This is a genomic window from Amycolatopsis sp. NPDC051045 (genome assembly GCF_040682955.1).
Lineage (GTDB): Bacteria > Actinomycetota > Actinomycetes > Mycobacteriales > Pseudonocardiaceae > Amycolatopsis.
Genome location: NZ_JBFBCC010000013.1, coordinates 224,224 through 236,953, shown reverse-complemented (window position 1 = coordinate 236,953; position 12,730 = coordinate 224,224). Strand labels below are relative to the sequence as shown.

The following is a 12,730-nucleotide window of genomic DNA, read 5'->3' as shown; positions in this document are numbered from 1 at the left end:
CACCGGTACGACATTTCCGGGCGTGATAGACACTGTCGCGTGACTACCGAGCGCCCCGCGCCGCCCCTGACCGGAGGCGAGCGCGAAATGCTGCGCACCTTCCTCGACTTCCACCGCGCCACCCTCGCCATGAAGTGCGACGGGCTGTCCGACGAGGACCTCCGCCGGGCCGCCAGCCCGCCGTCGACGCTTTCGCTGCTCGCCCTGGTCCGGCACATGGCCGAGGTCGAGCGCACCTGGTTCCGGCGGGTGATCAACGCCGAAGACGTCCCGATGGTGTGGTCGGCCGTCGCCAACGACTTCCAGGCCGCCTACGACACGAGCTCGGCGACGCGTTCGGAGGCCTTCGAGGCCTGGCAGGCCGAGGTCGAGCAGTCGCGCAAGATCGAAGAAGCGGCCGAGTCCCTGGACGTCACCGGTCACCAGCCGCGCTGGGGCGAAGACGTCTCGCTGCGGCTGGTGATGCTGCACATGATCCACGAGTACGCCCGGCACAACGGCCACGCCGACTTCCTGCGGGAGGCCATCGACGGCGTCACGGGGGCGTAGTGGACGTGCTCGCCTGGTTGCGCGACTCCGGCCCTACGCCGGCAGGTGGAGCGCGACCTGTCCGCCACCCGGGTCCTGACTGGTGGGACGCCCGCTAAAGCTCCGCCAGGACGAGCCCGCTGCGCGGCTTCGGCGTGAAGTAGGTGGCCTTCCGCGGCATCCGGCGGCCGGCCGCGTGCACGGCCAGGACGTCGGCGTAGCTCACGGGGGCCAGCAGCACCACGGCGTCCGCGTCCGGCGGCAGCGGGCGGCCCGCGGGGAGCGGGCGGACGCACGGCCCGTCGGGGTCGACGCCGAGCGCTTCGGCGAAGAGCACGCGCTCGACGACCTCGTGGTCGATCACCGGTTCCGGCCCGGCCCGTTTCGGCAGCGGCACCCGCAGCACGGCGTCACCGGCGCGCACGACGGCCTCGCCGGTGACCGGCACCGCGTGCTCGTCGTAGCGGACGTCCAGGCCGGCCGCGCACCAGCGCGACACCAGGTCCTCCGGGCCGAGGCCGGTGCCGGTGAGGACGCGGTGGATCGCGCCGATCTTCAGCGCCGGTCCCGCGGTGACCAGGGCGAGCAGCGCGCCGTGGCCGGCCGCCGTGGCGGCCGCCACCCGGTGGTTGCCGTCGGCGACCAGCAGGTCCGTCCCGGCGACCGCGGCCAGCAGCCGGCTCTGCAGGGGCCCCGCGGGCACCAGCCACAGGTCGTGGCGCCGGCCGGCCGCGTCCGAAGTGGACAGATCGGGCAGGCCGAGCCCGGCGCAGGCCTGCTCGACCTGCTCGGTCAGCTCCGGGCCGCCGGTGGCCGGGACGAGCAGCGCCGCGCTGGTCGCGCAGCCGAGCCCGGCGAGCACGGCGGCCCGTTCGGCCACGACCTCGGGGTAGACGTCCTCGGTGTGGCGGACGCGCGCGGCGCCGTCGTCGGTCACCGCCGCCGGGTCGACCAGGCAGAGCAGGCCGAGCGCCACCCCGTCCGGCCCCTCGACGCGGTAGGGCGCGACGATGTCGCGCACCGGCCGGTAGAACCGCTTGCGCAGCCGTTCGAGCACGGCCCGGGCGACCGGGACGGCGGCGGTCAGGCCGAGCCCCCGCGCCAGCGCCGCGGGCGTGCGGGCGGGGTGCTGCACGGCCAGGAGGCTGTCCGCGGCGCCGGGCGCGGCCAGCGCGGCGATCACGTGGTCGGGTTCGGCGAACTCGTCGACGTCGGGGCCGGGGACCGCGTCGCGGACCACCCAGCCCCGCCCGATCGGCCGGATCCAGTCGTTCATCCTGCCCATCTTGCGCCACCGGGGCCCGGAAATTCGCTGGGGCCGGTGCCGCGGGGATGGAATGCTTAGGGCTGCAAAGCAGTTGACTCCGGTCATGACCGTCCCGAGGAGCACGCCGCCGATGACGACGCCCGCCGCCAGCGTGAAGGGGGTCGGCTTCCGGTCGGAGCGCGGCCCGGTCCTGATCGCGGTCATGCTCAGCACGGCGCTGGTCGCGCTGGACAGCACGATCATCGCGACCGCCGTGCCGTCGGTGGTGCGCGATCTCGGCGGGTTCGCGCAGTTCCCGTGGCTGTTCTCGATCTACCTGCTCACCCAGGCGGTCACCGTCCCGCTCTACGGCAAGTTCGCCGACGTGCTCGGCCGCCGCCCGGTGATGTTCTTCGGCATCGCCGCGTTCCTGGTCGGCTCGGTGCTGTGCGGCGCCGCGTGGAGCATGCCGGTGCTGATCGCCGCCCGCGCGGTGCAGGGCATCGGGGCGGGCGCGATCCAGCCGATGTCGATGACGGTGATCGGCGACCTCTACACGGTGGAGGAACGCGCCCGGGTGCAGGGCTACGTGGCCAGCGTCTGGGGCGTGGCTTCGGTGATCGGCCCGACGCTCGGCGGCGTGTTCGCCGAGTACCTGGACTGGCGGTGGATCTTCTTCATCAACCTGCCGCTGGGCGCGATCGCCGCGCTGATGCTGTTCCGCAATTTCGCCGAGCGCGTGGAGCGCAAGCCGCACAAGGTCGACTACCTGGGCGCGGCGCTGCTCACCATCGGCTGTTCGCTGGTGATCCTGGGGCTGCTCGAAGGCGGCGTCGCGTGGGCGTGGGGATCCCTGCCGAGCGTGGCGATCTTCGTCGCCGGGGCGGTGGTGCTGGTGGCGTTCGTGCTGGCGGAGAAGCGCGCGGCCGAGCCGGTGCTGCCGCTGTGGGTGTTCACCCGCCGGGTCCTGGTGGGCGGCAACCTGGTGGCGCTGGTGGTCGGCGCGGTCCTGATGGGACTGACGTCGTACCTGCCGACGTACGCGCAGGGGGTGCTCGGCGCGGGCGCGCTGGTGGCCGGGTTCGCGGTGGCGGCGCTGACGGTCGGCTGGCCCATCTCGGCGTCCCTGGCGGGCAAGATCTACCTGCGCATCGGCTTCCGCGACACGGCGTTGATCGGCAGCGTGTTCATCATCGCGGGCGGTGTCCTGGTGGCCCTGCTGGGAGCGGGTTCGTCGATCTGGTCGGCGGCGTTCGCGGCGTTCGTCCTCGGTGTGGGTTTGGGGTTGGCGGCGAGCCCGACGTTGGTGGCGATCCAGTCGGTGGTCGGCTGGGACCGCCGAGGCGTGGTGACGGCGACGAACCTGTTCAGCCGGTCGTTGGGCAGCGCGGTGGGGGCGGCGGTCTTCGGGGCGATCGCCAACGCGACGCTGGCGTCGAGGTTCGCGAACCCGCCGGCGGGGGTGGGGCCCCTGCCGCCTTCGGTGGACGCGACGAGCCTGGTGCTGGGTGGCCACGCGGACGATTCCCCGGCGGCGGTGTACGTGCGCGGGGCGCTGGCGGAGGCGACGCACTACGTGTTCCTGGGGTTGTTGGCGGTGGCCGTGCTGTCGGTGGGGGCGTTGCTGCTCATGCCGCGGAAGACCGAGCAGCTGGAGTTCTAGGCGGACCACGGTGGACGACGACCTCGTTCCGCTCATCGAAGCCGACGTCCTCGGCGTGCTCGCTCTCGCACCGACTGGCGTGGCGCCGTCACCGACTACCTGCTGGGTGACTACACGTCACTCATGGGGTTCGCCGCCGGTGCCGGCCGCTGCCGTGACTTGGGCATCCCTCGCCGGTCCGTCAGAATCGAAGGGCCACCAGCGATCAGGAAGGCCCGACCGTGTCCGTCGACGACGTGCTCGCCGAACTCCCGCCCTACCGTGCCCTGCTGGTGGTCGACACCAAAGGCTTCGGCAGCAATCCCGACGCCACCCAGGCGGTGCTGTCCGCCGCGATCCCGGACGTGCTTTCCCAGGCTTTCGAGCGCGCCGGGCTGCGCGACGTCTGGGAAACCGCCCTGTTCCCGCACGGCACCGGTGACGGCTACGGCCTCGGCTTCGACCCGCGCTTCCTGCCCGCCGTGGTGACCAGGTTCTTCGACGAATTGCAGACCGTGCTCGCCGAGCGGGACGCGCGCCTGCGGTCGGCCGCGCGGTCGGTTCGTCTGCGGATGCGGGCCAGCTTGAACGTCGGCCCGATCCTCGAGCCCGCTCCGGGTACCACCTCGGCGGCCGCCATCGGCAGTGCCGTGATCACCACGCACCGGCTGCTCGACGCCGCCCCGGTGCGCGCGGTGCTGGAGCGCTCGGACCCCGACCAGACGTTCCTCGCGGTGGCGCTGTCCCAGCGCGTTTTCGAAGATGTGCTGGCCAGCGGATACGCGAAACTGCCTTCGACGAAGGTCGTGCCGGCGCAGGTGCAGCTCAAGGAATACCGCGGCACCGTCTACCTGTACATCCCGAATCCGAGCGGCGACCTGCTGCGCTACGGGGCCGGCGGCGACTACGCGGAGGAGCTGGCCGAGGCCAAGGCCCAGATCCCGCCGCCACCGCCGGGCAGCACGACCAACGTCATCAGCGGACCGGTGAACGGGACCGCGTTCCAGATCGGCCAGGTGCACGGCGGCCTCCACCACGGGTGAGGAGCCCCTAGTTCTGCAGCGGCACCAGTTCCGCCTGGAAGTTCTCCAGGAACCCCGCGAAATCGGCGTGCGCGGGCCGGATGACGAACTTCGACAGCCCGGCCTCGATGTGCTGCTCCACCAGCCGCCGGGCCTCCGCCCAGCTCGTCGCCACCAGGTCGGTCACCGGCACGCCGGGACGACGGCGGGCCGCGGCCGCCGCGAGCTCGGCCGGCAGTCCCTTGTCCGCCACCGCCAGGCTCAGCCCGAAGTGGTCCTCCTCGATCTCGCGCCCGGCTGCCGCCGCGGCTTGCTGGATGGCGACGCGGGCGGCCCGCGCCTGGGCCGGCGTGTGGAAACTGCCCAGCCAGCCGTCGGCGAGGCGGCCCGTCCGGCGCAGGGCCGCCGGGGCCGCTCCGCCCAGCCAGACGTCCAGGCGCTTCGCGGGACGCGGGCCGAGGCGGACGCCGTCGAGGTGGAAGAACTCGCCGTGGAAGGACACTTCGTCCTCCTCCAGCAACCGCCGCAGCAGGACGAGCGACTCGTCGAACACCGCGGCGCGGCGGCCCGGCGGTACCGGGAACAGGTCGTGCTCCGCCGCGCGGGCCGGGCGGAGGCCGAACACCGGCAGCACCCGCTTGGGCGCGAGGCCGGCCAGGGTGAGCAGCTGCTTGGCCACCAGGACCGGGTGCCGGCCCGGCAGGATCGCGACCCCGGTGCCGACCTTCAGCTTCGACGTCCGCGCCAGCGCGTGCGCCATGCCGATCATCGGGTCGACTTCAGGCGAGTAGACCAGCTCGGACAGCCAGAGCGAGTCGACGCCGGCTTCCTCCAGCCGCTGCGCCAGCCCGGCGAATTCCGCCGGCCCGGTGCCGGCCGCGGGTGCGACGCCCAACCTGATCTTCAGCACGGTTCCTCCCGGAAGGCTCTCCGGGAGCAACGCGCCGGGCGGCCGGGAATTCCTCAGGCCGTCGCGTCGATGACCCGGCTCAGCACGCCGTGCAACGCCTCCAGCTCGGAGACCTCCATGCCGAGCGTCTCGACCACCTTGTACGGGATCTTCTCCGCCTCGGCCCGCAGGGCCGTGCCGGACTCGGTCAGCTCGACCGTCAACCGGCGTTCGTCCGAACGGCTGCGGGTGCGGGTGACGTAGCCGAGCGCCTCGAGCCGCTTGAGCAGCGGCGAAAGCGTCGCGGGGTCGTGGCGCAGCGCCGTGCCGAGGTCCTTCACCGAACGCGGCGAACGCTCCCACAGCGCGAGCATCACCAGGTACTGCGGGTGGGTCAGGCCGTACGGCTCGAGCAGCGGCCGGTAGATCGCGATCACGCTGCGCGAAGCCACCGACAGCGCGAAGCACACCTGCCGGTCCAGCTTCAGGGGATCCTCGCCCAGGTCGATCATGTCCCGATCCTCCTGTCTCACCTTAATGGTTAGCACGCTAAGTATTAGCGTACTATCGATCGCATGGAACGACCGAATGTGCTCCGCTGGGCCGGTTACGCCCTCGGGGTGCGGCTGCCCGAGCGCTTCAACGACTGGGCGTTGCACGACGCGACGTCGAAGCACTGGCGGGCCCGGTACGTGCTCCAGCGGTCGGTCGGCATCGTGCCGCTGTGCGCGGTGTGGCTGCTGCTGCCGGGCTCGATCTGGCTGCGGCTCTCGCTGGTCCTGATGGCAGCCCTCGTCGCGTACTTCTACTCGTGCGCGTACATGGAAGAGAGCATCGAGCACCGGCTCGGCCGGCAGGGCTTCCCCCACCACACCGGACGCCGCATCCGCGCCGAAGCGGCCGAAGCGAAGAACGCCGACGTCACCGCCCGCTACCTCGCGCGCTACCGGACGTCGTCGGAGGGTCAGCCGTAGTGGGGTTGTTACAGTCGGGGGACGATGAGACGCAAGCTCCGCCCGCCGATCCCGCCCCGCCACGGGCTGGAGCCCGCCCGGCTCAAACTGCCCACCGACGGCGAGTGGCCGACCCTGCTGGCGCACCTCGTCGACCGGCTGCCGCGCGTCGCGCCGGATCGCATCGAGCAGATGCTGCGCGAAGAACGCATCCACGGCACCGACGGCCCGCTCGGCGTCGACACGCCCTACGCGCCCGGTTCGTTCATCTGGTTCCACCGCGACCTGCCGGACGAGGTGCCGGTGCCGTTCGCGATCGACGTGGTGCACCACGACGAGCACCTGCTGGTCGTCGACAAGCCGCACTTCCTGGCGACCATCCCGCGCGGGCAGCACATCCTGGAGACCGCGCTCGTGCGGCTGCGCCGCGACCTCGGCCTGCCGCACCTGTCCCCCGCACACCGCCTGGACCGCGTCACCGCGGGGCTGGTGATGTTCGTGATCACGCCCGGCGTGCGCGGCCGCTACCAGACGCTGTTCCGCGACCGCCGGGTGCACAAGGAGTACGAAGCGATCGCGCCGTACGACCCGGCGCTCACGCTCCCCCGGACCGTCCGGAGCCGGATCGTCAAGGAACGCGGAGTGCTGGCCGCCCAGGAGGTGCCGGGAGAGCCGAACGCCGAGACCTACGTCGACCTGCTCGAACACCGCGACGGACTGGCCCGGTACCGGCTGGTCCCGGCGACCGGCCGGACCCACCAGCTGAGGGTGCACCTGAGCGGCCTCGGCGTCCCGATCCTCGGCGACGACTTCTACCCGGTGCTGCGGGAAAAGTCCCTGGGCGACTTCACGAAACCGTTGCAACTGCTGGCCAAGGTCCTCGACTTCGACGACCCGCTGACCGGTGCGCACCGCCACTTCACGAGCGGGCTGCACCTGTCCGCCTGGGACGACCCCGACGCCTGGGCGGCGCCCCCGGCGTGCCCCGGGAACGCCGCCGGCGGTGTCGCTTGTGCCAGAACTTAGGACATCGTTTCCCGAGCTGGCATCGTTTTGCGGTCAGACAGGGCCTGACCTGGGCTTTCCGGCCGGTTGGGGCCGACTGAGGTTGATCCGGGCCGCACGCGTGACGGCCTGTAGACGGCCTGGCTCCCTGCCGCTCCTATGCGCATACGGCCCGATGACAGCCCTCCCCCGTCTTATGGCCGAGGTCGCCAGACCGACGCGAATGCTTGACGCGATTGTCGTTGGCAAATACGAACGCGCCTTCACCGGTGCCCAGTTCGCCACCCTCTACGCCTGGTGCACCCGGCGCGGCATCCAGCTGTAGCTGCCCAAGACAGGCAGCCCGGTCGATCTCGCCAATCGCGACCACCGAGCACTGCTGCCGCTGCTGGCGATCCAGTCACAGCGCGAGGTCCCGCTCGCTCGCCTCCGGGTGCAACAGGCCACCTACCACCTCGGTAAACGACATGTGCGGATCGAGGCTAATCTCGATCCACACAGGTGGGGCTATGGTAAGTGTCCGAGGACCCCACCCTGAAGTTTGCCACTGACCTGTAGCTTGATTGACCCGCCTCCGCGCGGAAGATTTCCCACGTCTCCTTGTTCAAAGGGGGACCACGCCTGGGCACCATGTTGGGTGCGCCAGCCGCCGGAAATCTTCAGCTGTGCTTTGATCATGCGCAGGTCGCGTTCGGCTTGGTTGTTGGTGAACGGGACAGTCAGGTCGCGGGCGAACAGCAGCACTTGCTGCTGGCAGTCGCGCAGGCGCACCAGCAGGTTCCGTGTCTTGCTTTGCTTGCGACCCCGATCCGGTGGGAGCAGCAGGCCGACGTTGATCGTGCGGACGAACCTGGAGATCAACGGATCAACGATGTGGGCGGGGATCGTGGCCAGGCCGGCGTCTCGTGCCATATGAGCAGCAGTGTTGAGCTTTTCGAGAGTCTTCATGGCGATCCTGGGCCAGGTGTGCTCCGGAAAAGCCTCACCGGCCGCGACCAGTTCGCGCAGATGATGGGCGTGTTTGCGCCCGAAGTCTTGGTAGGACATGAGGCCGTCGTGGACCGCGACACCGCGGAACCGGGTGAGGATCCCGAAGTCGTCCATCGCCTCACCGCCACGCTGGCGGTGCGGCAGATACGCGGTGAGGTGGGACGTGCAGGCCACGTGCAGCCACCAGTTCTTTCCTTCGACCCGGATGCCGGTCTCGTCGAAGTGTGCCACCGGCGCTGCCCCAGCGCCTGCTCGACCCGCTCGGCGAACTCGTCGAGGCTGGTGGCGACCGGGGTGAGGACACCGGAGACCCAGCCGGTCGACACCGGCAGTCCCAGCAGGTCCTGCAGCAGCTGCGCTGTCCTGGCTACCGGGATGTGCTGGTAGGTCAGCAGATAGACCGCCAACCCGGTCACGTTCGGTCCATAACACGCGGGCGCGGTCGCCTCGGCCGGGCCGGGTGCAGTCGTGACCCGGCGGCAACCTCCGCACCGCAGCCGGTGCAGGCGGTGCTCGGTCACCGACGGGCGCACCGGTGGCAGGTCCACGACCTGGCGGCGGATCACCCCGGCACGGTCGGTGCGGCGCAGACCCGCGCCGCATCCCGCGCACGCCGACGGTGTGTGGTCGACGATCGTGTCCGGGTTCTCCACCAGTGACAGGTGCGCACCGGGCGCGCCAGGCTGCTTGCCCTGCTTGCGTCCGGTCTTGCCGCGCAGCGACTTCGGGGCGGGTTTGCTGAACCGGTCCCACGATGGCGGCATCGAGGAGTTGCCCGAGTTCGTGCCCAACCGGCGTTTGAGTGCCGCGACTTCGGCCCGCAGCGCGGTGATCTCCTCCCGTGCACGCGAGAGCTCCACGGCCTGCGCTGCGACCAGCGCGGCCAGCTCGTCACACGACGAACGAACACCTTCCCCCACAACAAGATCATCCCACAGTCCCGCTCACAGCCCGAAAACGGCCTGAACAGTTACTCCCTGCGCGGGATGCGTGTTCATGCCAGAGATCATAGGGCTGCATGGCTGCCGAATGCCAGCCGGTTCACGCCAGCGTCTGCCGCGGTATAGAGGACCCAAGACCACATCGCGTCGACGCGACCGTTGCCACCGCCGTCCGAACGGACGCCAGTGAAAAGGTGATCCAGCACTTCGCCAAGGCACCCAGACTGGTCGAGCTACACGGTTCAGCCCGACAATGGTCTGGACACTGATCGAAGCGGCGATAGAACCGCACCGGCTGATTCCACCGAGTTGTCGCCCTGGGATTTCTCGTCGAGGCGGCGCTGGGCTATCCGTCGGGCACCAATGACTAGCGGTCCGCGGCACGCCTTGCCGCAAGAGGCGCCCAACATGGCCGCGATGCCGGTCAGTCGCTGGTCTTCTTCCGCTCTCCAGTCGTCTTCGTCACCCACAACAAAGAAACCGATATTGAGACAAATACGACATCCGCCAGCCATAATCCCCGGGTCAGCAAGCCGCCCGACCTAAAAGCCTGGTCGAAACACATCAAGAGCGCGACCACGCCGACTCCAGGGAAGGCGAGCAGGAGTGGAATCATCCACCCAAGCATACGGCTTTGTCGCGTCATCTTGTCGCCATCCAGCCATTCCTCCCACTTCAACCCTCCGGGAACCGAGCAGTCAAGCGATTTCGCGATATATTCAGCCGCTTGCTGAACAGCTCGCATTTGCGCGAGATATCTGCCGGAGATTACGTAAGCGAGAGTGGGTACGGCAAGCAGAAGCGTCCGCTGGCGATCATTGGCGAGCGCGAATGCGAATACTGCGCTCGTTATCGTCAGCTCGAATGTCAGCAAGCGAATTGTATTGACGTCACGAGTCAAAATTTCGCTTCGCAGCGCCGCGAATTCCGCCAACGGCCCGTCGGCTGGACGTTTTACTTCCGACGACGGCTCAGGAGATTCAACTTCTTCCGTCATGCCTTACATGTCGCCTTCGCCATGGAAGACGTGTCACCAGGACCAAACTACCACCCTTTTGGGCGATGCGCGCGTCGGTCTCAACGCTCGCATGGATGACCGCCCGCGCAGTCCGGATGTCCATGCCAGCCTTGCTTGACGAGGCGCCAGCTTACCGGATACGCGGCGGCCACGGACCTCACCGAGGCAGCGGACGATCTTGCGCGTAGACACCCGGGCTCGTGAGCACTTCCCACTTGCTCTCCTCGCAGACGAGGAATCCGTGGTCGTCGGCCGGAAGGTCCTCGAGCGCTGGGCGGCGACGAACGGTGGGAACGCGACCAGCAGGTCGAACTCCTGCGCGGTGCCGTCGGAGAAGCCGCTTCGAGCTCACACCGAGGGTGACGACCATCAGGTTTTCGTGCCGTTCCAGGTGCAGCAACAGGCTATCCTACGACGGCATCCGTCGGTACGGCCCGACGGTTTCCGCGTGTTCGGCACCATTCCACTGTGCTTCGGCAGTGAAGCGGGCGAAAGGGGCCGGAAGTCCTCCGCCGCCGGCGGCGCCGACGAGTTCCCGGTCTAGCTGGCGTTCCTAGCCCCCGCTGCAGGCCCTGGCGGTCGCCAGCCAGATCGCCCGCGACACCGGCGCGCACTGCCGTCGGCGACAGACCTGGCTGAGGTGGAACCGATCGAGGAACTGGCGGTGTTGTGGGCGCCGGGGAGCGCCGTGCTGTGGGTAGGGAGCGGCAACGACGACGTCGAGTCCGTGACGACCTGGCACGTCAGCCCGGTCGGCGAGCCGACGGGTGCCTGGATCGTCCCCGCTGGCGAAGCGTTCAGCTCCGAAGAGGTCGCCCGACGACTCCTGACCCTTCATCGAGCGGCGGGCGATCGCGGCCGTTCACCCGCAGGAGCTGCAAGCCTGGCTCGAGCGCCTGACCACGACGGCGAAAGTGGACGTCGAAGCCGACGACAGCGAGGTCCAGGACTTCACTTCACTGCAGCATGTTGCCCGTATCTCGGCGGCACCCGGCACGCTCGTGGTGTCCGAAGTCCTGTCGATCGCCCGCACGCTGAGATGGCTGGTGTCCGTCCGGGCGGAAACCGAGCAGGTGAAGAACCGGCGCCGCTACGTGCGAGCTGAGCACGGGGATCCCGAGCTGAGTGGCGATCTCGGTTGTGGATCACATGCCGCCCCGTACGGACGCCTTGCCAAACCGCGGAGAGAAGCATGATCGTCCCGCGCAGAACCGTCTACAATTGCAAATTGCATACACGGTCGCATCTCACATCGTGTGAAATGCACCAACTTCGCGCAACAGTGACCACCAGATGCACCTCATGAATCTTTGCAGAATGAACCCTTTCGCCGCTTGACAGCCCGTACCGTCAGAGGAGACTGAGTACACGCCTCCCCGTCATCCGCTGGAGGACAAATGACATACGACGCAGATGACCTGGATACTCTCAACGTCATACTTGATCAATTTCCAGCTATCCGTGATCTCGTCGACGACGTCCGCTCCCTTGATTTCCTGACCTACCCCATCGACTCACTAGCGACCCTTTTCGCAAACGCAGGCGAGCGTCCGCAAAGGACTGTTTCACTCGAAGCTCTCCGCCTGGCTCCCGCGTTCTATTTCCCACTCGCATCCAAGGCGGATCTGGTCGCCAAGCTCCTGGAGCTCCAGCGCCACCCGTCGTCCGCCCGAACTCCGCTGCCCGACACGACCGAAAGAGGGCATCCCGGCGATTCCACGCTGTTCGTGACCGAAGGCGGTCCGCTGGCGCGACCGCGAGTGGAGCATACGCCGACTGCGCCTGCCGGGGAGTGAGAGGAATCAGCCGTGCAAGCATTCCGGGTGAAGTGGTTCGGCGCCGTCACCCCGGCGCCCGGCGCGAGGTTCAATCGACCGGGAGGCCCGGCCGTCCTGCCGGACGGTCCCCCGCGCGTCGACCCCGTGGGCGCCACCGTCTACACGTTCCTGGATTCGCTGCGCCCTTACGAAACGATCGAAGTCTCCTCACCGCACTATTACACCGTCACCACCAGCACCGGGCCACCGGTACAACCGGACACTCCCACAGTCAATCTCGTTTACGTGGGCCTGAGCCATCAATGGCCATACGCTCTCGCGTGGGCGGAACTGGAGAACGGCTCCCTGCTCGACGACGGCGATGTCATTCGGGCCGACATCCGACCGGGCACGGTGCCTGCCGAGGTCGTCGAGTTCCGGATCGCCAGCACGCTGTGGTGGTGGAAGGAGATCAACGTTCCGGACGGCGAGACCGGCAGCTCGTGGAACATCCACACGGGAGCCGTATGGGGCGGCGCGCGCCGCTTCGAAGACACGGTCGGACTCTGGACGCATCAGGTGCGCAACGGCCAGCGGCTGTCCTTCCGCAAAGCCAAGACGGCCGGCCTGGTCAGCACGACCTACGTTCTCGGCGGACTTGAGCGCCTCGCCGGTGGCACACGCGTGACGTTCAACTGGCTTCGTGAGTGATGTCCCACGGAGAGCACCGGCGACGAGG

Annotated in this window: 13 protein-coding genes and 2 pseudogenes; 10 read left to right on the top strand and 5 right to left on the bottom strand. The window is 69.0% G+C overall.

All coding sequences use genetic code 11. From position 1 onward, the window contains the following. Nucleotides 1-39: 39 nt before the first annotated feature. Complete coding sequence (locus AB0M80_RS28470; protein ID WP_364571079.1) at nt 40-549, top strand: DinB family protein; 510 nt, start codon at nt 40-42, stop codon at nt 547-549. A 94-nt stretch (nt 550-643) separates the two neighbouring features. Here AB0M80_RS28470 and AB0M80_RS28465 read toward each other — a convergent pair whose 3' ends face one another. Further along, complete coding sequence (locus AB0M80_RS28465) at nt 644-1,804, bottom strand: DUF1015 family protein (protein ID WP_364571077.1); 1,161 nt, start codon at nt 1,802-1,804, stop codon at nt 644-646. A gap of 121 nt (nt 1,805-1,925) precedes the next feature. On the opposite strand from AB0M80_RS28465, the gene AB0M80_RS28460 reads away from it, so the two are divergent. Then, complete coding sequence (locus AB0M80_RS28460) at nt 1,926-3,437, top strand: MDR family MFS transporter (RefSeq protein ID WP_364571192.1); 1,512 nt, start codon at nt 1,926-1,928, stop codon at nt 3,435-3,437. Between the two features lie 221 nt (nt 3,438-3,658). Further along, complete coding sequence (locus tag AB0M80_RS28455) at nt 3,659-4,459, top strand: hypothetical protein (RefSeq protein WP_364571075.1); 801 nt, start codon at nt 3,659-3,661, stop codon at nt 4,457-4,459. A 7-nt stretch (nt 4,460-4,466) separates the two neighbouring features. Here the strand turns inward: AB0M80_RS28455 and AB0M80_RS28450 are convergent, their stop codons facing one another. After that, nucleotides 4,467-5,348 carry a TIGR03854 family LLM class F420-dependent oxidoreductase gene (locus AB0M80_RS28450; RefSeq protein ID WP_364571073.1) on the bottom strand — a complete coding sequence of 294 codons (882 nt, stop codon included), beginning with the start codon at nt 5,346-5,348 and terminating at the stop codon, nt 4,467-4,469. Between the two features lie 53 nt (nt 5,349-5,401). Then, nucleotides 5,402-5,839 (bottom strand): MarR family transcriptional regulator, encoded by a 438-nt coding sequence (locus AB0M80_RS28445; protein ID WP_364571071.1) that lies wholly within the window; start codon nt 5,837-5,839, stop codon nt 5,402-5,404. Nucleotides 5,840-5,902: 63 nt separating this feature from the next. On the opposite strand from AB0M80_RS28445, the gene AB0M80_RS28440 reads away from it, so the two are divergent. Continuing rightward, nucleotides 5,903-6,301 (top strand): DUF5313 domain-containing protein, encoded by a 399-nt coding sequence (locus AB0M80_RS28440; RefSeq protein WP_364571069.1) that lies wholly within the window; start codon nt 5,903-5,905, stop codon nt 6,299-6,301. Between the two features lie 24 nt (nt 6,302-6,325). Continuing rightward, nucleotides 6,326-7,306, top strand: a complete 981-nt coding sequence (locus AB0M80_RS28435; protein ID WP_364571067.1) for an RluA family pseudouridine synthase — start codon at nt 6,326-6,328, stop codon at nt 7,304-7,306. 486 nt (nt 7,307-7,792) lie between these two features. Here the strand turns inward: AB0M80_RS28435 and AB0M80_RS28430 are convergent. Then, nucleotides 7,793-9,135, bottom strand: a pseudogene (locus AB0M80_RS28430) (IS66 family transposase). Between the two features lie 505 nt (nt 9,136-9,640). Next, on the bottom strand, nt 9,641-10,213 hold the full coding sequence (locus AB0M80_RS28425) for a hypothetical protein (RefSeq protein ID WP_364571065.1): 573 nt from the start codon (nt 10,211-10,213) through the stop codon (nt 9,641-9,643). Between the two features lie 262 nt (nt 10,214-10,475). On the opposite strand from AB0M80_RS28425, the gene AB0M80_RS28420 reads away from it, so the two are divergent. From AB0M80_RS28420 to AB0M80_RS28400, 5 genes and pseudogenes are all read left to right on the top strand, one after another. Further along, nucleotides 10,476-10,778 carry a hypothetical protein gene (locus AB0M80_RS28420; RefSeq protein ID WP_364571063.1) on the top strand — a complete coding sequence of 101 codons (303 nt, stop codon included), beginning with the start codon at nt 10,476-10,478 and terminating at the stop codon, nt 10,776-10,778. A 96-nt stretch (nt 10,779-10,874) separates the two neighbouring features. Then, nucleotides 10,875-11,060: pseudogene (locus tag AB0M80_RS28415) on the top strand (DUF6218 family protein); the annotation flags it as partial. 88 nt (nt 11,061-11,148) lie between these two features. Further along, the gene (locus tag AB0M80_RS28410) at nt 11,149-11,430 is read left to right on the top strand and encodes a DUF6218 family protein (protein WP_364571062.1); all 282 of its coding nucleotides are present in this window, start codon (nt 11,149-11,151) and stop codon (nt 11,428-11,430) included. A 201-nt stretch (nt 11,431-11,631) separates the two neighbouring features. Continuing rightward, nucleotides 11,632-12,030, top strand: a complete 399-nt coding sequence (locus AB0M80_RS28405) for a hypothetical protein (protein ID WP_364571060.1) — start codon at nt 11,632-11,634, stop codon at nt 12,028-12,030. Nucleotides 12,031-12,042: 12 nt separating this feature from the next. Continuing rightward, the gene (locus tag AB0M80_RS28400) at nt 12,043-12,702 is read left to right on the top strand and encodes a hypothetical protein (protein WP_364571058.1); all 660 of its coding nucleotides are present in this window, start codon (nt 12,043-12,045) and stop codon (nt 12,700-12,702) included. Nucleotides 12,703-12,730 lie beyond the last annotated feature (28 nt).

Coding starts and splice junctions, on each gene's coding strand:
- AB0M80_RS28445 (WP_364571071.1), bottom strand. CDS start 5,839: ATGATCGACCTGGGCGAGGATCCCCTGAAGCTGGACCGGCAGGTGTGC.
- AB0M80_RS28435 (WP_364571067.1), top strand. CDS start 6,326: ATGAGACGCAAGCTCCGCCCGCCGATCCCGCCCCGCCACGGGCTGGAG.
- AB0M80_RS28405 (WP_364571060.1), top strand. CDS start 11,632: ATGACATACGACGCAGATGACCTGGATACTCTCAACGTCATACTTGAT.
- AB0M80_RS28425 (WP_364571065.1), bottom strand. CDS start 10,213: ATGACGGAAGAAGTTGAATCTCCTGAGCCGTCGTCGGAAGTAAAACGT.
- AB0M80_RS28440 (WP_364571069.1), top strand. CDS start 5,903: ATGGAACGACCGAATGTGCTCCGCTGGGCCGGTTACGCCCTCGGGGTG.
- AB0M80_RS28465 (WP_364571077.1), bottom strand. CDS start 1,804: ATGAACGACTGGATCCGGCCGATCGGGCGGGGCTGGGTGGTCCGCGAC.
- AB0M80_RS28460 (WP_364571192.1), top strand. CDS start 1,926: ATGACGACGCCCGCCGCCAGCGTGAAGGGGGTCGGCTTCCGGTCGGAG.